Origin of the sequence: Glycocaulis sp., from assembly GCF_050485565.1 — a bacterium.
Classification (GTDB): Bacteria; Pseudomonadota; Alphaproteobacteria; order Caulobacterales; family Maricaulaceae; genus Glycocaulis.
The window spans coordinates 91,583-111,778 of the sequence record NZ_JBJHBQ010000007.1 but is presented as its reverse complement, the minus strand read 5'-3'; the positions used below and the strand labels follow the sequence as shown (position 1 = coordinate 111,778).

Annotated in this window: 22 protein-coding genes; 10 read left to right on the top strand and 12 right to left on the bottom strand. The window is 62.9% G+C overall.

From position 1 onward, the window contains the following. Positions 1–16 precede the first annotated feature (16 nt). Both ACQ5ID_RS09485 and ACQ5ID_RS09480 read right to left on the bottom strand, forming a co-directional pair. Positions 17–1,162, bottom strand: a complete 1,146-nt coding sequence (locus ACQ5ID_RS09485; RefSeq protein ID WP_429912209.1) for a GNAT family N-acetyltransferase — start codon at positions 1,160–1,162, stop codon at positions 17–19. 86 nt (positions 1,163–1,248) lie between these two features. After that, positions 1,249–1,737, bottom strand: coding sequence for a YkgJ family cysteine cluster protein (locus ACQ5ID_RS09480; protein WP_429912208.1), 489 nt, complete (start codon positions 1,735–1,737; stop codon positions 1,249–1,251). A 165-nt stretch (positions 1,738–1,902) separates the two neighbouring features. On the opposite strand from ACQ5ID_RS09480, the gene ACQ5ID_RS09475 reads away from it, so the two are divergent. Next, positions 1,903–3,039: an acyltransferase family protein gene (locus ACQ5ID_RS09475; protein ID WP_429912207.1), complete on the top strand. Its 1,137-nt coding sequence runs from the start codon at positions 1,903–1,905 to the stop codon at positions 3,037–3,039. A 42-nt stretch (positions 3,040–3,081) separates the two neighbouring features. On the opposite strand, the gene ACQ5ID_RS09470 is transcribed toward ACQ5ID_RS09475, so the two are convergent. Together ACQ5ID_RS09470 and ACQ5ID_RS09465 are read right to left on the bottom strand one after the other, a co-directional pair. Continuing rightward, entirely contained in the window at positions 3,082–3,948 is an 867-nt protein-coding gene (locus ACQ5ID_RS09470) for an SDR family NAD(P)-dependent oxidoreductase (RefSeq protein ID WP_429912206.1), read from the bottom strand. Between the two features lie 100 nt (positions 3,949–4,048). After that, on the bottom strand, positions 4,049–4,999 hold the full coding sequence (locus ACQ5ID_RS09465; RefSeq protein ID WP_429912205.1) for a hypothetical protein: 951 nt from the start codon (positions 4,997–4,999) through the stop codon (positions 4,049–4,051). 248 nt (positions 5,000–5,247) lie between these two features. Between ACQ5ID_RS09465 and guaB the strand changes: the two genes are divergently transcribed. Further along, complete coding sequence (guaB, locus tag ACQ5ID_RS09460) at positions 5,248–6,738, top strand: IMP dehydrogenase (RefSeq protein ID WP_429912204.1); 1,491 nt, start codon at positions 5,248–5,250, stop codon at positions 6,736–6,738. A gap of 12 nt (positions 6,739–6,750) precedes the next feature. Here the strand turns inward: guaB and ACQ5ID_RS09455 are convergent, their stop codons facing one another. Together ACQ5ID_RS09455 and ACQ5ID_RS09450 are read right to left on the bottom strand one after the other, a co-directional pair. Further along, positions 6,751–7,515, bottom strand: coding sequence for an isocitrate lyase/PEP mutase family protein (locus ACQ5ID_RS09455; protein ID WP_429912203.1), 765 nt, complete (start codon positions 7,513–7,515; stop codon positions 6,751–6,753). After that, a complete protein-coding gene (locus ACQ5ID_RS09450; RefSeq protein WP_429912202.1) occupies positions 7,512–8,582 on the bottom strand; it encodes a bifunctional transcriptional activator/DNA repair enzyme AdaA in 1,071 nt (356 codons plus the stop codon). The genes ACQ5ID_RS09455 and ACQ5ID_RS09450 overlap by 4 nt, the downstream gene beginning before the upstream one ends. A 72-nt stretch (positions 8,583–8,654) precedes the next feature. Between ACQ5ID_RS09450 and ACQ5ID_RS09445 the strand changes: the two genes are divergently transcribed. Beyond that, on the top strand, positions 8,655–9,968 hold the full coding sequence (locus tag ACQ5ID_RS09445) for an RsmB/NOP family class I SAM-dependent RNA methyltransferase (protein ID WP_429912201.1): 1,314 nt from the start codon (positions 8,655–8,657) through the stop codon (positions 9,966–9,968). A gap of 67 nt (positions 9,969–10,035) precedes the next feature. Here ACQ5ID_RS09445 and ACQ5ID_RS09440 read toward each other — a convergent pair whose 3' ends face one another. The 3 genes from ACQ5ID_RS09440 to ACQ5ID_RS09430 form a co-directional block, all read right to left on the bottom strand. Further along, positions 10,036–10,506, bottom strand: a complete 471-nt coding sequence (locus tag ACQ5ID_RS09440) for a cupin domain-containing protein (protein WP_429912200.1) — start codon at positions 10,504–10,506, stop codon at positions 10,036–10,038. 231 nt (positions 10,507–10,737) lie between these two features. Next, entirely contained in the window at positions 10,738–11,067 is a 330-nt protein-coding gene (locus ACQ5ID_RS09435; protein WP_429912199.1) for an ArsR/SmtB family transcription factor, read from the bottom strand. Between the two features lie 4 nt (positions 11,068–11,071). Then, a complete protein-coding gene (locus ACQ5ID_RS09430) occupies positions 11,072–11,710 on the bottom strand; it encodes an SRPBCC family protein (protein WP_429912198.1) in 639 nt (212 codons plus the stop codon). A gap of 112 nt (positions 11,711–11,822) precedes the next feature. Between ACQ5ID_RS09430 and guaA the strand changes: the two genes are divergently transcribed. Continuing rightward, the gene (guaA, locus tag ACQ5ID_RS09425) at positions 11,823–13,388 is read left to right on the top strand and encodes a glutamine-hydrolyzing GMP synthase (RefSeq protein WP_429912197.1); all 1,566 of its coding nucleotides are present in this window, start codon (positions 11,823–11,825) and stop codon (positions 13,386–13,388) included. Between the two features lie 174 nt (positions 13,389–13,562). Here guaA and ACQ5ID_RS09420 read toward each other — a convergent pair whose 3' ends face one another. Next, positions 13,563–14,555 carry an ArdC family protein gene (locus ACQ5ID_RS09420; protein WP_429912196.1) on the bottom strand — a complete coding sequence of 331 codons (993 nt, stop codon included), beginning with the start codon at positions 14,553–14,555 and terminating at the stop codon, positions 13,563–13,565. A 215-nt stretch (positions 14,556–14,770) separates the two neighbouring features. Continuing rightward, a complete protein-coding gene (locus tag ACQ5ID_RS09415) occupies positions 14,771–15,205 on the bottom strand; it encodes a hypothetical protein (protein ID WP_429912195.1) in 435 nt (144 codons plus the stop codon). A gap of 110 nt (positions 15,206–15,315) precedes the next feature. Between ACQ5ID_RS09415 and ACQ5ID_RS09410 the strand changes: the two genes are divergently transcribed. The 5 genes from ACQ5ID_RS09410 to ACQ5ID_RS09390 all read left to right on the top strand — a co-directional run bounded on the left by ACQ5ID_RS09410 (position 15,316) and on the right by ACQ5ID_RS09390 (position 18,867). Continuing rightward, on the top strand, positions 15,316–15,462 hold the full coding sequence (locus ACQ5ID_RS09410; protein ID WP_429912194.1) for a hypothetical protein: 147 nt from the start codon (positions 15,316–15,318) through the stop codon (positions 15,460–15,462). A 58-nt stretch (positions 15,463–15,520) separates the two neighbouring features. Next, positions 15,521–16,216, top strand: coding sequence for a DUF4142 domain-containing protein (locus ACQ5ID_RS09405; protein ID WP_429912193.1), 696 nt, complete (start codon positions 15,521–15,523; stop codon positions 16,214–16,216). A gap of 29 nt (positions 16,217–16,245) precedes the next feature. Continuing rightward, a complete protein-coding gene (locus tag ACQ5ID_RS09400) occupies positions 16,246–16,752 on the top strand; it encodes a ferritin-like domain-containing protein (RefSeq protein ID WP_429912192.1) in 507 nt (168 codons plus the stop codon). Positions 16,753–16,755: 3 nt separating this feature from the next. Continuing rightward, positions 16,756–18,048 carry a cytochrome P450 gene (locus ACQ5ID_RS09395; RefSeq protein ID WP_429912191.1) on the top strand — a complete coding sequence of 431 codons (1,293 nt, stop codon included), beginning with the start codon at positions 16,756–16,758 and terminating at the stop codon, positions 18,046–18,048. Between the two features lie 330 nt (positions 18,049–18,378). After that, positions 18,379–18,867, top strand: a complete 489-nt coding sequence (locus tag ACQ5ID_RS09390; protein WP_429912190.1) for a ferritin-like domain-containing protein — start codon at positions 18,379–18,381, stop codon at positions 18,865–18,867. 85 nt (positions 18,868–18,952) lie between these two features. On the opposite strand, the gene ACQ5ID_RS09385 is transcribed toward ACQ5ID_RS09390, so the two are convergent. After that, positions 18,953–19,249, bottom strand: a complete 297-nt coding sequence (locus tag ACQ5ID_RS09385; protein ID WP_429912189.1) for a hypothetical protein — start codon at positions 19,247–19,249, stop codon at positions 18,953–18,955. 166 nt (positions 19,250–19,415) lie between these two features. Between ACQ5ID_RS09385 and ACQ5ID_RS09380 the strand changes: the two genes are divergently transcribed. Beyond that, positions 19,416–20,165 (top strand): sigma factor-like helix-turn-helix DNA-binding protein, encoded by a 750-nt coding sequence (locus ACQ5ID_RS09380; RefSeq protein WP_429912188.1) that lies wholly within the window; start codon positions 19,416–19,418, stop codon positions 20,163–20,165. Positions 20,166–20,196: the final 31 nt, after the last annotated feature.

The window sequence follows — 20,196 nt, the reverse complement described above, 5'->3', positions numbered from 1 at the left end:
TGCGCCGGGCACCTGTCTAGGCGCTGCGCTGCTGGCCTGACAGGATGGCGCCAGCTGCCCGCGTCAGCCCGGCCCAGCGCCCTGCCGCGCTGGTTTCTGCCGAGGCGATGTGGTCGATACGGCTGTGTATGCGTTCACCCAGCGTGCGCACCCGCTGCCCGCACAGGGCAAGACTTGCCTGCGCCAGCTGCGCCGCCGCCTCGCGCAGCTTCTCCTCGAAGTGCGGTGCGCGCGCCAGCCCGCTGTAAAGCGCCGAGCGGTGGTTGGTGAAGTATCGCTTATAGTCCTCGTGACCGGTGCCCATCTCGTAGCGGGTCAGGCCAAACTCCTCCATCCGCGACAGGAGCAGGTAGACCAGAAGATGGCCGGGTGAATAGGCCGCCATTTCGGGGTCATAGGCGGCAAGCCAGGGGTGGAACGTCCCGTGACCTTGCGGTCCGTATTCTGCCGCGATCAGACGGCCGTCCACGCGTAGCGTGTAGAGCTTTCCGCTCACCGCGCCGCCCTCCCTGACGAACAGCGTGTGCATCATTTTTGCCGTCCAGCGCGGAGCGAGCACGTCATGGCGACCGGTCTCGCGGTATTGCAGGCGTTTCCAGCCTATCAGCTCGTCAAGGGTTGCCGGATCGCTCGACACAGCAAGCTGTACCTCGCCGTGCTCGGTTTCCAGCTTGCGCAGGCGGCGGCGGAAATCCTTGAAGCGTTTCGGGTGCTCGGCCTGCAGCTCGGCGATGAGGGCGGTGGCGGTGGACCGCCTTACCGCTGCGCGCGAGGGGCCGACCGGCTCCAGTCCGGCAGCCGGTGGCTTGTCAGGTGTGAAGAGAGCTGCAAAGCGGGCGCGTGACAGGCCGGCCAGGGCCAGCAATTCCTCGTCACGCGTTTCCACGTCCTGCCGGCGCAAAATGGCATGAATGTCAGAGAAGGCCGATCCGATGGGACGGGCAAAGCCGCCGGGCCGGCGATGGTAGGCGAACACGGCCGCCAGTCCCTTTGCGTCGCGGAAAAGCGCGATCTCCACATCATTGCGTGTGGTTGAAACGGCTTGTGCAAATTCGGGGTGCAGCAGGGGCGAGGCAAGGCCGGTGGCCAGCGCCATAGCTGTCCATGCGTGCTGGTCCTGCGCGGTCAGGGCTTCAATCTTGATTGTCTCACAGCGCAACATGACATGGCCTCCCGTCATAACTGATGGGGGCTGTCGCATAATACGTGCCAGAGGATAGCCGGGCGTGGCCGTCTTCGCGTGTGTGGTTAAGCGCCGGTTAACGCGCGCAGGCGCCGCACGGCGCGCCTTGCTGCGTATTTCCACCAGGCCGGGCCATATTCCAGCTCCACCTCGGCTCCGCTATGGCCCACCGAGCGCGCCATACCGTCTGTCAGGCAGGCAACTTCCTCGCGATTGATCGCAAACTCCTCCGAATGCGGGCAGCCCACGCGGCGGTGGGCGGAAGCACGCATGGGCGCGCCTTCTTCGCCCCGGATATGGTCCAGCGAGAAGGGGAAGAGACGGCAATCGAGGGGGCGCTCCTCATAGACCGTGCAGCCCGTGCCCTGTTTGAAATAGGGACAGCCCTCTCCGCTGATGTCGGTGAGTTTGATGAAGCGATTGCTCTTCTCAATGTGGAAGCGGCCATCGAACTTGGCAAACAGGCGGTCGAACTCTTCCTGCGATACCAGCGCGCCGTTGAATTTCTTGCAGCAATCCATGTCGATGCTGCAGCTCATGCATGGATTGGTCATGGCCGTCTCCCCGTTCCTGGCCGGGACCATGCGCGGAAATTCTTAAAGACTGACGAACCCAAGCTGGCACGGAGCTATCGGACCAGCGCGGGCCAGGGTTCCCGCAGGCGTGTCTACTGCGGATCAAGTCTTGCAGCCCCCCTCACAGAACAGGGGAGAGGCCTTATGAGTGTTCCAAACTGGTTCGGCGCGCTGACTTCCGGCGGCCATGGCCGCCTTGAAGATCATTCCAACAATTTCACGGCGATCCGCATCGGTTTTGCTTTTCTGGTGCTCTGTGGCCATGCCGTCATGCTGTCCCTGGGGTTGCCGGTCATGGGCTTCTGGGAAGAATTGATAGACAAGACTGTCCATTTTGCGCTCGACGGCTTCTTCATTCTGTCCGGGTATATGATTGCCGCGAGCCTGATGCGCTCGACTGACATGACCAACTATGCCCTGTCCCGGGTCCTGCGGATCTTTCCCGGCCTTATAGTGGCGGCTCTACTGCTGTGGCTGGTTGTCGGGCCTCTCTTCAGCAATCTCGGCCCTGCGAGCTATTTTGCACAGGCCGAAACGTGGACTTTTCCGCTGATCATACTGTCGCAGGTCGATCCGCATGCCGGTCTTCCCGGCGTGTTCTCAGACCACCCAATGGGTCAAATGAACGGTCCGCTATGGACCATCCGGTATGAGCTTCTTGCCTATATCGCTGCGGGCTTTCTGGCGGTTGCCGGGGTCTTTCGCCGTACATCGATGGTTCTTCTTCTGCTCGTGGCTGCCGGAATTTTATCTATCGCTCAGATAGTTCAGCCCTGGGAAGGCATTGGCGCCGCGACGGTGGATTCCTCCGCCCGGTTTGGCGGAGCCTTCATCATCGGCGTGGCCTTCTTTGCGCTGCGCGACCGGATAGCTCTGACGCCGCTTGGCTGCCTCGTTGCCATTCTTGCCGCCATCGTGTTCAGCGGCACCCCGGCGGCCATGATCACTGGTCAGCTGGCTGTGGGCTACGTGACCCTGTGGGCTGGCTTTCTGCGTGTCCCCGGTCGGGTCGGCACAGCTGTCCGGGAGGTCGAGGACGTTTCCTACGGCGTCTATATCCTGCATTGGCCGATAGGGCAGGTGACGCTCGCCCTCATACCCGCTGCCGGACCGCTCGGCCTGCTGGCCGTTATGGCCCCGGCTGCGTTGCTGGCTGGCTGGATGATGCGGGTCTGGGTTGAGAAGCCTGCGCTAGCCCTCAAGCCGCGAATTCGCAGCCTTTTCAAGCTGGGCAATAAACATCCCAAAAGCGCCGCCCTACACGTTGATCTGGCGCGTTAGCGTGTCGCCAACAAGCAAAGCTGGAATCTGCCGGGGGCGGGGTCAGATGCCGTGTTCGGCCCGCCAGGCCGCCAGATCGACGCCCAGGATGTCGGTGATGATCGCTGCTGTGCCGCCATTGGGGTCTGGCACCGTGCCGGTGGTAAGCCCGCCATCGATCACCAGTGCCTGTCCGGTCACGAAGCGCGCCTCGTCGCTGGCGAGATACACGGCCGCATTGGCGATATCGAGCGGGTTGCCGCCGACGGGCAAAGGCTGGGCGAAGGCACCCAGCTCTTCAAGTTTCGGCTGGGCGGCCTCTGCCGCGTCCTGATCCAGCCCGAAGGCGCGCCCGAACACGGCCGTCGCGATGAGGCCGGGATTGATGCAGTTCACCCGGATTTTCTGGGGGGCGAGCCGCACCGAGACGGTTTTGGTCATGTGGATAAGCGCCGCCTTGGCGATGGAGTAGAGGAGGGGGCCGTAATTCACGCCTATCCCGGCGACGCTGGAGGTGGAGATGATCGACCCCCCTCCGGCGGCCTGCATGTGGGGAGCGGCATGCTTGATGCCGAACAGGGCGGCGCGCAAATGCAGGTGCATCACATGATCGAATGCGCCGGCCTCGATCTTCTCTACCGGATAATCTGGCTCGGCGGAGCCAGCATTGTTGAACAGCACGTCCAGCCGCCCGTGACGCTCGATAGCGAGATCAATCAGCGCCTTGATGTCGGCCTCGTTCTTCACGTCGGTGGTGTGGAAGGCGAGTTTTGGCCCGTAGAACTGCGCCATGGCCTCGCCGCGCGCGGTTTCCAGATCGCCCATCACGACATGGGCGCCTTCGGCTATGAAGCGCTCCACGCTGGCCTTGCCGATGCCGCTCGCGCCGCCTGTGATTACTGCCACCTTGCCGTCCAGCCGTGCGCCCATACTCGCTGTGTCCCCTGTCAGTGAATTCAGGGCGTACACTGAGGCGCATTTGGCAATCGCGGCAAGCCCTTTGCCTGAGGGTCTCGAAAGCGTTTGCGGCTTACGCGCCCTCGTCCCCGCATTCGGCGAGCCTTCCAAGAGCACGTTCGACAACGGGCCGGGCTTCGTCCACGGTGAGCTTCGCAAGGTCGGCGAGCGGCATTTCGCGCGCCGCTTCGCGCGCTACCAGCTTGCCCACATAATAGCCAAAGCGTGGCGGCAGCCTTTCGTTCAGGCGGTTATTGCTGAAGAGCGCGCCATGGTCTTCCGATGCGTGCGAGTCGAACCTTTCACCCACTGCGCAGACAGCTTCGGCCAGATTGGCGTCAACGTTCTCGCGGATGGGTTCGGGCCAGTCCAGCAGCAATTCTGTGTCATTGGCGCCGGGGTTCAGTGTCGCGGCGACATAAGTCGCAAGACCCTCTATCCACAAAAAGCACCACATCTCCGGACAGCCCATGAAGGATTGCTGGAAGTGGTAGACGTGGAATAGCTCGTGATGGAAGAAGGCGGTCCAGTCGGTTATCGGGCTGGTCGCCATCCGGTCGGCGCCAAACACCAGCATGATGCGTTCATCGATATAGCGTGTTCCGCCGTCCATCTCCCCCAGACTGTGGAGAATGTAGATATCGCCAATGGGTTCGAGGTCTGGAAATGCCTCGGCGAAGCTGGCATGGGCGGGAGCCAGCATATCGGCAAATTCTCGTGCCGTATGGCGGTAGTCGCCGCGAATATCAGCGAAATTCTCAAGGGACCGCGCTATCCATGCGCTATAGCGGTCGTTGGATACCCCTATGCTGTTCATGCGGGCGGTGTCGTAAAAGCCCGGAAAGGCTTCGTGGAGGCCCGCTTGGGTGCGCGCTATCCGCTCCTCTTCCGGCATGTCTGCCGTCTGGTCGTAAATGCGGGCATACTCTCCCGTGATGTCAACCAAAGCATAGGGTGACGGCCCGTCGTCGGGCGACCCGAAGCCAATCATCGCGGCCGCACTAAATATTGAAAAAAACTTCATGATAACCCTCCCCTAGACATACTGGTAGGCTACAAATTTCCGAACCAGACACAACAGATAGGGCATTAATTAAATTTCATTTTGGAATTTCTCTGAACTTTCTTTCTGTAGTGTGATTTCAGGTTCTTCAGTTCATAGGCAGGAAAGGGTGCCGCTTGGGGATGGACGCCCACGGCTGGATGCCGCCCCTTGCGCCGGGACAGATTCAGGGTTAGAGCCGCCTCGCAAGAGAAAAGGAGGTCTCCGCCATGGAGATACGTGAAGGTCTTACCTTCGACGATGTGCTCTTGCAGCCCGGCGCATCCGAGATAATCCCCGCTGACGCAGATGTGCGCACGCGTGTGACGCGTGATGTCGGCCTGAATATTCCGATCCTGTCGGCGGCGATGGATACCGTCACCGAAGCGCCGCTGGCGATTGCCATGGCGCAGGCGGGCGGCCTGGGTGTTATCCACCGCAATCTGGAAATAGCCGAGCAGGCCGAGGAAGTGCGCCGGGTGAAGCGCTATGAGAGCGGCATGGTGGTCAATCCGGTCACGATCGGCCCGGACGCGACCCTGGCGGACCTCAAAGCCCTGATGGACCATCACCGTATCTCCGGCATTCCGGTCGTTGAGGGCGGTGGCAAGGGCGGCGCAGCCGGCGCCAAGCCCGGCAAGCTTATCGGTATCATCACCAACCGGGATGTGCGCTTTGCCGACGATCTGAACGCCGCTGTGTCCAGCCTGATGACGAGGGATCATCTGGTCACCGTGCGCCCTGGCGCATCGCAGGACGAGGCGCGCCGCTTGCTGCACAAGCACCGTATCGAGCGCCTGCTGGTCGTCGATGAGGACGGCTTCTGCGTCGGCCTGATGACCGTGAAGGACATGGAGAAGGCGCAAGCCTATCCCAATGCCGCCAAGGACGCGCATGGCCGCCTGCGCGTGGCGGCTGCCACCACGACCGGTGATGCGGGTTTTGAGCGCGCTGAAGCGCTGATGGATGCCGGTGTGGACGTGGTCGTCATCGACACCGCCCACGGCATGAGCGCAGCCGTGCTGGAGCAGGTGCGCCGCATCAAGCGCGCGTCCAACACCACCCAGATCGTGGCCGGCAATGTCGCGACCTATGATGGCGCGCGCGGCCTGTTTGATGCCGGTGCGGACTGCGTGAAGGTGGGGATCGGGCCGGGCTCGATCTGCACCACGCGTATCGTGGCCGGTGTCGGCGTGCCGCAGCTGACCGCCATCATGGAAGCGCGCCGCGCGGCGCAAGGCTTTGAAGGCACTGTCATTGCCGATGGCGGGATCAAGTATTCCGGTGACGTGGCGAAAGCCATTGCCGCCGGTGCGGACTGCGTGATGATGGGCTCCATGCTGGCCGGGACGGAAGAAGCGCCCGGCGAGGTCTTCCTCTACAAGGGCCGCTCCTACAAATCCTATCGCGGCATGGGCAGTGTCGGCGCGATGGCGCGCGGCTCGGCCGACCGGTATTTCCAGAAGGAAGTTACCGACCGGATGAAGCTGGTGCCCGAAGGCATTGAGGGCCAGGTGCCCTATAAGGGTCCGGTAGGCCCGATCCTGCACCAGATGGTGGGCGGGCTTCGTGCGGCCATGGGCTATACCGGCGCAAAGACGATTGCCGACTTCCAGAAGAACGCCGTCTTCGTGCGCATCACCAATGCCGGGCTTCGCGAAAGCCATGTGCATGACGTGACCATCACCCGCGAAGCGCCCAACTATCCCAGCCCGAACTGAGGGTGAGGCCGGTCAGGCAGCAAAAGCGTCGCGGGCCGCACCACGAAGCGCGTCCATCGCTGCGATATAGGGGGCCGGGCCAAAGCTGATCCGCCGGACACCTGCTTCCCGAAGGGAGGCAATGGCGTCCGGTGAGCGGACCATCACGTTGAGCGGTGCCGGTATCGCCTGCGCAGCCTGCGCTACCAGCGCCGGGTCGGACAGGCCCGGCAGGAATATGCCGTCCGCACCGGCGGCCAGATAGGCTTGCGCCCGCTGCACCGCTTCTTTCAGCCGGCCTGTTTCAGATGTGGCTGTGTCCGGGCCGCTGGTGAAAAAGACGTCACACCGGGCATTGATGAAGACATCGAGTCCCTGTGCTTGAAGGGTGCTGCGGATGGCGGCGATCCGTCCGGCGGCGTCCTGTATGGATGCCAGACCGGAGCCTGACCGGTCGCGATCTTCAAGATTGATGCCGGCTGCGCCTTCCCGGACAAGCGTCAGCACATTTGCCGCAACCGCCTCGCCGGTCGTGCCATAGCCGGTTTCGGCATCCACGCTGACCGGAAGGCTGACCGACGCCGTGATGCGGCGCGTAGAGTCCACCAGCCGGTCGAACGGTAATTGTTCGCCATCCCGGTAACCGGATGCTTCGGCGACCGCCCAGCTGCTGGTGGCGATGGCGCGCGCCCCGCTATCGGCGATGGCTGCAGCGCTGCCTGCATCCCAGGCATTGAACAGCACCAGCGGTTGCGCCGATGTGTGCAGATCGCGGAAAATGCTGGCTTGGGTCGTCATGTCGTACTGGCTCCGGATGGTTGAGAGGGTGGCAGGCGTTCAAGGTCGAGAAGGGCGCGTTTCCGGTGCAGGCCGCCCCCATAGCCGGTGAGCGAACCGTCAGCGCCGATCACCCGGTGACAGGGAATCACCAGCGCGATCTGATTTTGCCCATTGGCGCGCGCGACAGCGCGGCTGGCAGATGGGTGCCCGATGGCTTTCGCGATCTCGCCATAGCTGCGCGTTTCGCCTCTCGGGATATCCTGCAGCGCCCGCCAGACCTCCCGGACGAACGGACTGCCGTGCAGGGTCAGCGGGATGTCGAACCGCGTGCTGGTCCCTTCGAAATAGGCTGCCAGCTCGTCCTCTACCCGGTCGTGGAGCGCGACGCGCCCGCAGCCCAACCCGCCCGGACTGGTGGCCGCCAGACGCTGCAACTCGCGCGGCAGAGCCCTGCGATCCATGAACTCCAGCAGGTGCAGCCCATGAGCGTCACACACGGCGATCATCGTACCCAGCGGCGTTTCAACCGGTGCAGCCTGTAAAAGGGCATCCGCTCTGAACGCGCCCGGTGGCAGACCCAGAAAGCGGGCAAGGGCGGCCCGAAACCCGCTGGCGGACTCATAGCTGGCGGCCAGCTGCGCGCCGATCACGCTTTCGCCTTCACCAAGGCTGGTGAAGCCTTCCTGCAACCGGCGCAGACGCGCCAGTTCAAGAAAGGTAATGCCCAGCTGTCTGCGGAATGCCCGGCGGACGGTAGAGGGGTCGTGACCCATGGCGATCAGATCACTCTCGGACCAGCGGCGGGAGGGATCAGCCTGCAGCGCCTGCGAGAGGCTGGCGACCAGCGGCTCCATGCCGTGCTCCAGCGGTTTGCAGCGCTTGCATGGGCGGAAGCTCGCTTCTAAGCAGGCGGCGGCGCTCTCGAAAAAGCGGCAATTCTCCCGTCTGGGTTTGCGGGCCGGGCAGGTGAGGCGGCAGAATATCCCGGTGGTGATGACGCCGACATAGGCCCGTCCGTCCCATCGTGCATCGCGGGCGATCAGGGCGTCATAAAGCAGGGCGTCAGAGGGCGGTTCGAACAGCATCCCTAACGCCTAGCAGACTTGCAGATGGGCTATGAACGAAATTCGGGCGTTTATTTTCAGAAAGACAGTCACATGCGGGACGCAGGGCGCATAGCCGCCGCCATCGAGGTGCTTGATACCATTCTGAACCGGCATCAGCCGGTCAAGGAAGCCATGCGCGACTGGGGCAAGGCCAACCGCTATGCGGGCTCTGGCGACCGGGCGTGGATTTCCGGTCTCGTGCTGGACAGTCTGCGGCGCCGGGGTTCTGTCTCTTACCTGATGGGCGCTGACAGCCCCCGCGCTCTGGTGCTCGGCACGCTCGCCCATGAATGGGATATGGGGCCTGACGCGGTCGCCGCGATCTTTGAGGGCGATGAGCATGCGCCTGAACCCCTGACCGATGCCGAGCGTGCGGGCATGCTGGCCACCCTGCCTGACGACGCGCCGCTGCATGCGCGCGCGGAAATCCCCGAGTGGCTCTCAGCCAGCTTCGAGCGCGGATTTGGCGCGGACGCGGCGCTGGAAGGGACCAGCATGGCGGGCCGTGCGCCGGTGGATTTGCGCGTCAATGCGCTCAAGGCCGATCCTGAAAAGGCGATTAGCGCCGTACGCGCCCAGATCAATGCCGATCCGTCAGAGCTGCTCACCACGGCCATCCGCATTCCCGGCCATGATCCGCGTGCCAAATCCCCGCCCGCTGACGCCATCCCCGCTTACGGGAAAGGCTGGGTGGAGGTGCAGGACATTGGCAGCCAGATCGCCGCGATCGCCGCAGCGCCGGTGGAAGGGCTGCAAGTGCTCGATTTCTGTGCCGGTGCGGGCGGCAAGACGCTCTCTCTGGCTGCGCTGATGAACAATACCGGCCAGCTCTATGCGTGGGATTATGACTGGCGGCGTTTGCGCGCCATCTGGCCACGTCTGGAGCGGGCAGGCGTGCGCAATGTGCAGGTGCGTTCGGGCAAGGAAGCCGAAGCCTTGGGTGATCTTGCGGGCAAGATGGACCTGGTCTTCATCGACGCGCCCTGCACAGGCTCCGGCACCTGGCGACGCAGGCCGGACACCAAATGGCGTCTGAAGGACAAGGCGCTCGCCACGCGCATTACCCAGCAGGACGAGGTGCTGGCCAAGGCCGCAAAATACGTGCGTCCCGGCGGGCGCATGGTCTATGTGACCTGCTCTGTCCTGCCGGAAGAAAACGGCGACCGGGTCGACGCGTTCCTGAGCACCAATCCTGATTTTCGTGCCGTGCCGGTGATGGACGCGTTGTCCGCCTCCGGCCAGCTCACCGAAGAAGGCGCGCTAACCCTTGCCGCCTGCGCGGGCGCGCACGGCGCACTCCAGCTCACCCCCGCCCGCACGGGCACGGACGGATTTTACGTGTGCGGACTGGAGAAGGCGGGGTAGGGCAGGCGCCCAGTTCCACTTATTCGGCGCGCTGCCTGTCCCGGTTCCAGGAATACAGACCGCCGCCCTACCGGCGCGGGTCATCTTCCTCATTGACATAGGTGATGGTCCACGGGCCGGTGCTGTTGAGCTGAACCACCGTCTCGCCCTCGGTATAGGCGTAGTGGATCATGCCCGGCGGATAGGCGAAGAAGCCGCCCGGCTCCAACGCGGTAGCCGCTTCGGGGTCCGGGTCCTCGCCCATGCCGATCAGAAACCGTCCTGATATCACCGTGACGATTTCCGGCTGGCCGTGATGGTGGGGCGCGATGTAAAAGCCGTCAGGCAGCCTCAGCCGCATGGCGAACACGCCTTCGGCTGCGGGATCGCCGTAGAGTATGGCGTACTCAGCACCCTCGGCCATTGAGCCGGGGCCTGCTGCATACTCGAACGCATCACTCTGGATCAGTACATGATCCTCCTGCGCCGCCACTAAAGGCGCAGACAGCATGGCGGCCACGGCGGCTGATGCTGCGATGGTCAGATTGCAATGGGTCATTGCTACCTCCATTCCGATGATTGCGCGTCCTCGCGGACGCAGCTTGGCTTGGAGGACGGCGCGAGGCACGCCGGATGCCGGATCAAGGCTACGAGCCATCAATCACAAGCCTGGGCGCCCGTCTGGGAATCGCCGCGCAATAGCGCGAACCTGCGTGACAGACGCGCCCCGATGATCGGGGCATGCCGGGCAATGCGTCAAGTCTGCAAGAAAATTCACGCCGCCTGAGCCTCACTCCCCGCGTTCCTTCTTCCCCCTTGCCACTTCGGTGGCGAGGGCTTCGAGCTTGTGCGTCCAGAAGCCCTTGAAGCGGGAGAGCCAGTCATCGATTTGCTGCAGGGGAGCGGGTTCGAGCGTGTAGATGCGGCGCGGCCCGTCCACGCGGGAGGTGGCAAAGCCCGCATCGCGCAGGACTTTGAGATGCTGGGAGACACCGGCCTGACTGATCCCGAATTCTGAATGGATCACCTCCACGATCTCGCCCGAGCGCAGCTCGTTTTCGGCCAGCAATTCCAGTATGCGCCGGCGCACCGGGTCTCCCAATACGTCAAAGGCGTGCATGGGGCTATTGCTCCTCCCCCTTGAAGAAGGCGGCGGTGCGGGCCGCCGCCGCGTGGGCCTCGTCTGCCGGCGCGCCAGAGGCGGCATGTGCCTCGCCCCAGGCTTTGGCGGTGGCATCGACCAGATCGCGATAATTCTGCGAGGCGAACCATTCGCCACTTGCTTCCACCGGGGCCGTCACCTCGCCGCTGACATGCAGCGCCAGCCCTGCAAGCCCCAGATCCCAGCCGACACCGCCCGCGCCGGGGCCGTATTTTTCTTCCCAGTCGGGATCGACCACGTAGAGATGGGTCAGTTCCAGGCGCGCATGGCCATTGCCTGCCGTGTAGAGCCGCACGCTTACCCAGCTGATCTGTTCGGAGAATTCCCAGGTGATGTCCAGCGTGCGCGGCGGCTCGCAGACGCTAATTTCGCCAGCCGCATTATTCTCGATCTGGAACCGCCCGCCGGGCCGGAATTCACCCGACACGGGCGAGAACCAGCGCGCGAGGCGCTCTTTCGTGGTCACCGCCTCCCACAAATCCTCGATACTGGTGGGGTAGGTGCGGCTCGCCACAATCGCTACGGCGGGTTTGCCGTCCCGCTCCAGATTGCGCACCTCGCGGGCCGTGGCCCCGATGGCCGCTGCAATGTCGATGTGCATGCCTGTCTCCCATGATTTCGATATAACTTATATAAGTAAGAAATTATATGAGAGTCAAATTGAACCCACTTCCCCCCTCGCCATGGACAAGAATCTCGGCTAATCGCTGCGCATGGATATACCTGCCGAACACGAACGCGCCCTGATTGTCGATTTCGGCAGTCAGGTGACCCAGCTTATCGCACGGCGCCTGCGCGAGAGCGGCGTCTATTGCGAGGTCCACCCCTATAACCGCGCCACTGCGGATTTCGTGAAGGATTACGGCCCCAGGGCCATCATCCTCTCCGGCTCCCCGCACTCGACCAGCTGGGAGGACAGCCCGCGCGCCGACCCCTACATCTTCGAGGCAGGCGTGCCGGTTCTGGGCATCTGCTATGGCGAGCAGACCATGTGCGCGCAGCTTGGCGGGCGGGTGGAGACATCCGACCATCGCGAGTTTGGCCGCGCCGACATCCAGATCGTCGCCGAAAGCCCGCTCCTCAAGGGCCTCGGCGAGGTGGGCGATACCGAGCGCGTGTGGATGAGCCATGGCGACCGCGTGATGGCCGCGCCCGAAGGCTTTCATGTCATCGCCACCAGCCCCGGCGCGCCCTTTGCCGCCATAGCGGACGAGGCGCGCCAGTTCTATGGCGTGCAGTTCCACCCCGAAGTGGTCCACACGCCGCGCGGCGCGCTGCTCCTGAAGAACTTCACGCACGGTATTGCGGGGATGAAGGGCGACTGGACTATGGCCGCCTTCAAGGATGAGGCGATTGCCCGCATCCGCGAACAGGTGGGTTCCGGCCGGGTGATCTGCGGGCTATCGGGCGGGGTGGATTCGGCTGTTGCCGCCGTGCTGATCCATGAGGCGATTGGCGATCAGCTAACTTGCGTCTTCGTCGATACCGGCCTGATGCGCCATGGCGAGGCCGAAGAGGTCGTCACCCTCTTCCGCGAGCATTACAATATCCCGCTGGTCGCCGCCGATGAGGGCGAACGCTTCCTCTCCGCGCTTTCCGGCATCGATGACCCGGAAGCCAAGCGCAAGACCATCGGCAAGCTCTTCATCGATGTGTTCGAAGAGAAGGCAAAGCTCGCCGGCGGCGCCGATTTCCTGGCCCAGGGCACGCTCTATCCGGACGTGATCGAGAGCGTCAGCTTTGATGGCGGGCCGTCCGTCACCATCAAGTCCCACCATAATGTCGGCGGCCTGCCCGCGCGCATGAACATGAAACTGGTGGAGCCGCTTCGCGAGCTCTTCAAGGACGAGGTGAGGGCGCTGGGGCGCGAGCTTGGCCTGCCCGAAGCTTTCGTCGGCCGCCATCCCTTCCCCGGTCCGGGCCTTGGCATCCGTATTCCGGGCGCCGTCACGAAGGAAAAGGCCGATATCCTGCGCGCCGCCGACCGCATCTATATCGAGGAGATCAAGAAGGAAGGTCTCTACGACGTGATCTGGCAGGCTTTTGCCGTGCTGCTGCCCGTTCGCACCGTCGGCGTGATGGGCGATGAGCGCACCTATGACAGTGTGCTTGCCTTACGCGCCGTGACGAGCGTTGACGGCATGACGGCGGACTATTTCCCCTTCGATCACGACTTTCTGGGGCGCGTCGCCACGCGCATCATCAATGAAGTGCGCGGCGTAAACCGCGTGGTCTATGACGTGACCAGCAAGCCGCCGGGAACGATTGAGTGGGAGTGATTCAGGCGCCGCCGGGAGCCACCCGAAAATGTGCCAGAATTCGACGTAACTCGCTGAAAATAATTATTTTTTCTCTCGTGACCTATCGCGAACTTTCGTCGGCCTAGCGAGTGAGCTGACGGGTCGGGTGACGGTATCGCCCAATGTTGCGATAAGCGGAAATCTCTCATACCGTCAGGGTCGAACGAGGCTCTGACGGTATTTTTTCTCCGCTACCCAATTGTATGTAAACGGAAAATTGGACTGAGCAGGGTAAAAATCCGGGTGACGGTATTTTTGGGCCCTCGGGGTTGGAAAATGCCCCTTCCGGAGGATGCCCATGCTCACCGACGCGGCTCTTAAGTCACTGAAACCAAAGGCAAAAAAGTACAAGGTCACGGACCGTGACGGTATGTATGTCGACGTCCAGCAGAAGGCGGCGCTGATCTCCGCGATCAGCTCCTCGAAGGCGTATGTCTTCGAGCCGAAGGAGCCGGTCATATCGCGGTTGAGCCGTGATACATGGCCCGTCGCGTGTCCGAGTTCGTGCAGCGCCGTGCGGTGCCAGTTGACCGGCTCGAAATAGGCCTGCGGCGGCGGCACCTGCACATAGTCGTGGGCGGGCACATAGAAGGCCCGATTGCCGCCGACGCGGAAGTCGATGCCGGTGGCCTCGATCAGCGCCTCGACAGTGGGCTCTATCAGCCCCTCCGGAATCGGCGGCGCGGATGTGGCGACATCCTCCGGCAGGCCCTCGCACTGATCGGTGTTGAAGACCGTGAAGCGCTTCAGGAAGGGGATGGCCTGCGCGTCCTCGCCGGTCTCAGCGGCGTGTCGCTTCTCATCCTCCGGCACGAAGCGGTTGGCATAGACGACGGTCGTCCCGCGCTCGCCCTTGCGGAAATTGCCACCAAGCGACAGCGCCTGGCGGAAGGTGAGCCAGCTCTGGCCGGAAAAACCCCGCTCGATGACCGCGCCCCAGAGCAGAAGCACGTTGATCCCCGAATAGTGCCGGCCGGTCGCGGCGTTCTTCGGCATGGCGAGCGGCGCTTTCGCTGCGGCCATGCCCCATGGCTGGACCCAAGGCACGCGCTCCGCCTCCAGCTCGGCGATGATCCTGTCGGTGATCTCGGAATAGAGGTTCGTCCGGTCGCGTCCGGCGTCGGCCCTGCGGTTCTGTCTGGACATCGCGGTTCTCCGCGACGGGCGCCGAAGGCCTCTCCCTCGGCTTCCAACCCCTCACGCCAAACCGGTCCGCACTCTCACTCTCAAAGGGGGCGTTCATGAGGCAGTCGGCAAGGGCTGCAACGTTCGGGGCGTCAGTTGCTCAATGTGCAAACACATTCAACCTGCGCCCCAAACACCTTAGGTCGAAACGCGGTGATTGCAGCGTGAAACCGGCGTCACACCACGCGGCGGTGACGCTGCCGGATATAGGCAAGCCAGGCACCCAGCAGAGCTGCCGGGAGCGTCACGATAACCATGGCGATGAGGTGCCATGCCGGACCTTCTGGACGGATGGAGATCACGGCCAGCGCGTTGGCCAGAAGAACGATGAGTCCCATGGCAAGCGCGGTCCGGTAAACGCCAGGCGGGCCGATACGAGCGGCCAGAAATGCGCCGAAGAGCAATGCCAGCAGCCGGTATGAGAAGGCGAGGACATGGTCGCCAGCCTCTACGATGAGCGCACGCGTCGGTGGAAACACATTCATGGCGTGAAAGAACTGGTCGATAATCATGGGCAGGCCAAGCGCCGCGATAACGCCGATGCCGGCAGCCTCAACACGCCACCACGGCAGTGGAGGCGGGGGTCTGTCACCGAATACTCTCTTGATCATGCACGCCTTCCAGCTGGTTTCTGCGCCGACCTCTGACCTTGGAACCAATCGTCGGCTTCTTTGTTCCATTCGCCCGCCTGCTTAAGGCGGACGAAACGAGGAGCAGGACCATGGATATGATCTGGATCGCGTTGATTACTGCGGCGGTTGTTGCCGTGATCGTCATTTTTGCTCTCGGGCGTGGAGGAGCATTGCGCCGGCAGCGGCGCATGCCGCGTCCTTCCGATCCGCCTTCGCCGGATAAGCGCCAATGGTAGGAACAATTCGCACCGGGGCCGGTTGGCGTGGCCTGTAAGCAATCAGCCGGAGGCCGACATGAAGACGTTCCACAAGGGTATATTTGCCGCGGCCATCATTGTCGCTACCCCTGCTGCCCGCATGGAGCCGTCAGCCTCTGATCCGGTTCTTGTGGAAGAGGAGGGGTTGCGGTCCAACCAGTTTGCGACCGAGGCCGCTCTTTGGGTGGTATTCAAGATCGAAGCCGGACAGATGGCAGCAGAGCTTGCCGAAGCAGCGGAAATCCGGGCTTTCGCCGAGCAGATGGTGGCAGATCAGCGCCAGGAAGCGCTCGCCCTGACACGTGCTGCCAATGCGTCCGCGATCGAAGCAGATGCCTTGGAGCGTCTGCAGACCCACCACCCCGACGCGAGCGCCGAAGGCCCCGGCACGGTAAGCGACCGCAATGTCCTGCGTGCCCGGGAGGCCACACAAGACGCGCCTGGAAGCCAGTCGCGCACGGGCAGTCCCGAGGCACCGGGCAGTGCCGCATGGAGCGCCACCCAGGCCGGACAGATGATCGAGCGGCGGCTGGAGCAGCTCCGGGATGTGCCGGACGGTCAGTTCGACGCGTCCTTCGTGCAGCAGATGCGCGAGGCCCACGAGGCGGAACTTGCCTTGTACGAGGCGTATGCCGGAACCCCAGGGCGCCAGCCCATGCGCGACTATGCCGAGAGCCGGTTGGCAGATATTCGCAGCTCGGCCGAGAGGGCAAGCGCCCTCGACGCAAACTAGCAACTTTGAGATAGCAAGGAGATTGCCCAATGACCCAGGCCAGAGAGCGGCTGGTGCAATGGTTGCGCGATGCGCACGCCATGGAAGAACAGGCCGAAACCATGCTGAAGGGACACCTTGATCGCGTGAAACACTATCCGCAGTTCGAGGCGCGAGTGCGCGAGCACCTTCAGGAAACGAAAAATCAGGCAGAGATCGTGCGCGGTTGTCTGGAATCTCTTGGCGAGGATCCCTCTTCGTTCAAGGATGCTGGTTCAAAGCTGCTGGCCAAGGGCCAGGCGATCAGCGGCATGTTTGCCGATGACGAAATCATGAACTGGGCTCTGGCGTCGCACGCTTTCGAGAACCTGGAAGTGGCCTCCTACACCGTACTTGTCGCCACCGCGGAGGCGGCGGGCGAAGCCGAAATCGTCGTCGCCTGCCGCAAAATCCTCGCGCAGGAAGAGGCCATGGCGGCATGGGTGAAGGACAATCTGCCCACATTGACGCTGGCTTATCTCGGACGTGATGCAAGCGATCTGCCTGCGAGCCGGTGAAGCATGGCACAGAGAGGACCCTCGCGCGCAACCGCAGGCGATACGCTCGCCTTTGCTCTGCACGTTGCCTTGCCGACCTTGGGCAAGGGCGTACTGATCCGGCGCAGAAGCGTGCTCGCGCTCGCCGACCGCATGGACACGGATGCGCGTGCCGTACGCACGCTGACCCGGCTGCGCTCGACCTACGGGAACCGGCCCTTGCAGCTGAAGCTGCCCGGCCGGCCCCGGGTGGTTATTCTGTCACCTGAGGACGCGATGGAGGTACTGGACAACACGTCCACGCCGTTCATGGCGGCAAGCGACGACAAGCAATCGGCGCTCGCGCATTTCGAACCCGGAGTTTCGCTGGCTTCGCGCGGCGCCGAGCGTTGTGACCGCCGTAGCTTCAATGAACAGGTACTCGCCTCCGAGGAGGTGTCCCACCCTTGCGCGGCCGCATTTGAAACCATCATCGATGACGAGTTGGGACCCTTGTTGCTGCCTCCGGACGGCCAGCTCGACTGGGACACGTTTTCGGAGGCCTGGTTTCGTGTTGTCCGCCGGGTAGTTCTGGGGGAGGGCGCGCGTGACGATAAGACACTCACCCGCCAGCTCGCCGGATTGAGAAAGGCGGCCAACTGGGCCTTTCTTCGTCCGCGCAGAAAGCGCCTCCTGAAAGCTTTTTACGCGCGATTGGACACGCATCTGGAGCGCGCGGAACCCGGATCGCTCGCCAGCCGCGTTGCCGCATCGGCTTCACCCGGCGATGCGCCCGCTCATCAGGTTGCGCACTGGCTGTTCGCCTATGATCCTGCGGGGATGGCAGTTTTCCGGACGCTGGCATTGCTTTGTGCCGATCCGGAGGCTTATGAGCGCGCCCGGAAGGAGCGCGCCACCGAAAATCTGGGCTTTATGCGGGCCTGCATGATGGAGTCGCTGCGGCTCTGGCCGACGACGCCCGCCATATTGCGCCAGACAAGCGAGAATGCCGACCTTAACGGGTGCGCCATTGCCAAGGGCTCCGGCGTTATCATTTTCGCTCCGTTTTTCCATCGCGGCCCCTCCGCCGGGGATATTGCGCATCGCTTCACCCCGGACATCTGGCAGGACGGGCAGACCGTAGACCAGAGAGGGGTATTTCCGTTCAGCGCCGGGCCGGCGCGCTGCCCGGCCCGCCATCTCGTGCTGATGACCAGCGCCATGGCGCTGCGCCGTCTGATAGAGCAGCAGTGGCGGGAAGAATCCGGCGCGATCCCGGCCGGCGGCGATATACCAGCTACGCTCAGCCCCTACCGGCTGATATTTCAGCTGCGCTGATCATTCTTCTCAACGGGCAAAAAAATGCCGCCGGATGCAGTGGCTGTTTGGGCGGGGTAAGCTGGCCACTGCCTCCGGCGGCTGCCCGGAGCAATGCGGGGTCCGGGCGAAATCCCGGCCATAGCGGGGGAGCCGGGCAAAGCGGCCGGCGCGGGGAGGGGAAGCCGGCTCGCTGAACGGGAAATCGTTGGCCGGCCTCATTGTTCCGTGCGTTCCGGCATTTTTTCAGTGAGCTGTCACACGCGCCTGATCTTGCGTGACGTGCGTTGGAACCATTGCCTGCCCGCATTGTTCACCGGCCTCCAACCACCCAGCAGGGAGAGCCGCAAAATGAGCATCAAGACAAAAGAAGACCTTTTCATCCATGGGCTTCGCGACATTTATTACGCCGAAAAGCGCATCGTGAATGCGCTGCCGAAGATGGCCGAAAAGGTCGACAACACTGACCTGAAGGCTGCGTTCGAAACGCACAAGACGGAAACCGAGGAGCAGGTCCGCCGCCTCGAGAAGGTTTTCGAACAGCTGGGGAAAAAAGCTGAAGGCGAGGAGTGCCCGGCCATCGAGGGCATTATCGACGAGGCCGAGGAGCTGATGGACGAGATCAAGGACAAGGATGTGCTGACTGCCGCGCTGCTCGCCGGTGCCCAGGCGGTCGAGCATTATGAGATCGCCCGCTACGGTACGTTGTGCCAATGGGCGAGCGAGCTTGGTCATGAAGACAGCCGCAAGCTTCTCGAGGAAACGCTCGAGGAGGAGAAAAACACCGACAAGAAGCTGACGAAGCTGGCGGAAAGCCAGGTGAACAAGCAGGCCGCCTAGGCACTGAGCCTCTGCGGTCCAGCGTGATCAGGGACGCCCGCCGGAAACCCGTGCGGGCGTCCATGCACTTACCTTTGGAGGCCGGTCATGTGACCAGAGCGAGGAGCGCCAGAGTGCCGGCGAGGGCGGCGCCGAGCAGGAGGAAGAGGTTGGCCTTGCGTGGATTGCTTTCCAGTCCGGGCGCTCCGGCCTTGCCGGCCGGCCGGCCAGCCTCATCCCGGCGTGCTTGCCTGGCTTGTGAGGGCGTCACCTGCGTGCCGGCGGCTTCTTCATCGGCACCCAGAGGCGCGGCCGCGGGGTCAGGAAAATCGACCTTGTCATGCGTGCGGCCCCGGTCGATGTCGTGCCTCAACTGGTCCACGGTAGTGGGAGATTTTGCCATGCAGAACAGGCCTTATGCTATCGGCGTTATTAATCAACCGATTGGTGCCCGATTTGTTTCAACGAAAAACGTTCCGACTGTTTTGAGCTAGCCGCGCAGCCTCCAATGTATTAACTTGCTCAATCAGAGGGATTGCGGGCAAACACGCAACAAAGGCCCCTCAAACATGGATGGTGAAATTACAGTTCAACTTGGCTCGGTCCGCCGATACGCCAGGTTTCTTAGTCTCGATGCTGACGAAGCCGATGAATTGCTGGTGGACGCGCTGAGGCAATTAATGCCTTCGGACAGACGCAATCACGCTTCGGCTCGTATCCAGCTATTCAAGGCGCTGCACAAATGCTGGATACCCGTTGATCGGCCGGGCTTTACCCCCACCAACAGGCTCGATTATCTGCTTGCCAAGCTTTGTCCCATAGACCGCGCGGCGCTGCTGCTGTGCGTCTTTGAGGGATTCTCGCTCCGGGAGGCGGCCGAAATTACGGGCGTGTCTGAACGCGAGCTCGAAGCCGCTATCGGCCGCGCACATGTTCTGACCGGGTTTGGCTGGTCGCGCAGAGTTCTGATTTTCGCACCGGATGTCGTGATGGCGCAGCAGCTCCATGATCTGGTGGAGGAGCTGGGTTTTGAGCCGGTCGGTCCGTTCAGCTCGCCGCGCGAGGTGATTGCCTCTGCATCATCTTCCCTGCCGGATCTGGTCATCACCGACGCGGAGCTGGATGGTGAGGAAACCGGCGCCAGCGCGGTGAACCATATCCGCCAGGCGTTGAGCGTACCAGTGGTGCTTGTGACCTCCCGGCCAGGCCAGCATAGCGAGTTTTGCGCCGATACAGGGACCTTCCTGGTCAGGAAGCCGCTCAGCCCCGTTGCTCTGGCCGGTTGCCTCCGCCAGGTTTTTGCAAAGCCCATCGGCTAACATTGTCAGTAGTTCAAAAATCTGATTTGTG

Coding starts and splice junctions, on each gene's coding strand:
- ACQ5ID_RS09385 (WP_429912189.1), bottom strand. CDS start 19,249: ATGGCAAAATCTCCCACTACCGTGGACCAGTTGAGGCACGACATCGAC.
- ACQ5ID_RS09395 (WP_429912191.1), top strand. CDS start 16,756: ATGGCACAGAGAGGACCCTCGCGCGCAACCGCAGGCGATACGCTCGCC.
- ACQ5ID_RS09400 (WP_429912192.1), top strand. CDS start 16,246: ATGACCCAGGCCAGAGAGCGGCTGGTGCAATGGTTGCGCGATGCGCAC.
- ACQ5ID_RS09450 (WP_429912202.1), bottom strand. CDS start 8,582: ATGCTGTTCGAACCGCCCTCTGACGCCCTGCTTTATGACGCCCTGATC.
- ACQ5ID_RS09480 (WP_429912208.1), bottom strand. CDS start 1,737: ATGACCAATCCATGCATGAGCTGCAGCATCGACATGGATTGCTGCAAG.
- ACQ5ID_RS09380 (WP_429912188.1), top strand. CDS start 19,416: ATGGATGGTGAAATTACAGTTCAACTTGGCTCGGTCCGCCGATACGCC.
- guaB (WP_429912204.1), top strand. CDS start 5,248: ATGGAGATACGTGAAGGTCTTACCTTCGACGATGTGCTCTTGCAGCCC.
- guaA (WP_429912197.1), top strand. CDS start 11,823: ATGGATATACCTGCCGAACACGAACGCGCCCTGATTGTCGATTTCGGC.
- ACQ5ID_RS09410 (WP_429912194.1), top strand. CDS start 15,316: ATGGATATGATCTGGATCGCGTTGATTACTGCGGCGGTTGTTGCCGTG.
- ACQ5ID_RS09455 (WP_429912203.1), bottom strand. CDS start 7,515: ATGACGACCCAAGCCAGCATTTTCCGCGATCTGCACACATCGGCGCAA.
- ACQ5ID_RS09465 (WP_429912205.1), bottom strand. CDS start 4,999: ATGAAGTTTTTTTCAATATTTAGTGCGGCCGCGATGATTGGCTTCGGG.
- ACQ5ID_RS09390 (WP_429912190.1), top strand. CDS start 18,379: ATGAGCATCAAGACAAAAGAAGACCTTTTCATCCATGGGCTTCGCGAC.
- ACQ5ID_RS09430 (WP_429912198.1), bottom strand. CDS start 11,710: ATGCACATCGACATTGCAGCGGCCATCGGGGCCACGGCCCGCGAGGTG.
- ACQ5ID_RS09445 (WP_429912201.1), top strand. CDS start 8,655: ATGCGGGACGCAGGGCGCATAGCCGCCGCCATCGAGGTGCTTGATACC.
- ACQ5ID_RS09405 (WP_429912193.1), top strand. CDS start 15,521: ATGAAGACGTTCCACAAGGGTATATTTGCCGCGGCCATCATTGTCGCT.
- ACQ5ID_RS09470 (WP_429912206.1), bottom strand. CDS start 3,948: ATGGGCGCACGGCTGGACGGCAAGGTGGCAGTAATCACAGGCGGCGCG.
- ACQ5ID_RS09440 (WP_429912200.1), bottom strand. CDS start 10,506: ATGACCCATTGCAATCTGACCATCGCAGCATCAGCCGCCGTGGCCGCC.
- ACQ5ID_RS09420 (WP_429912196.1), bottom strand. CDS start 14,555: ATGTCCAGACAGAACCGCAGGGCCGACGCCGGACGCGACCGGACGAAC.
- ACQ5ID_RS09435 (WP_429912199.1), bottom strand. CDS start 11,067: ATGCACGCCTTTGACGTATTGGGAGACCCGGTGCGCCGGCGCATACTG.
- ACQ5ID_RS09415 (WP_429912195.1), bottom strand. CDS start 15,205: ATGATCAAGAGAGTATTCGGTGACAGACCCCCGCCTCCACTGCCGTGG.
- ACQ5ID_RS09485 (WP_429912209.1), bottom strand. CDS start 1,162: ATGTTGCGCTGTGAGACAATCAAGATTGAAGCCCTGACCGCGCAGGAC.
- ACQ5ID_RS09475 (WP_429912207.1), top strand. CDS start 1,903: ATGAGTGTTCCAAACTGGTTCGGCGCGCTGACTTCCGGCGGCCATGGC.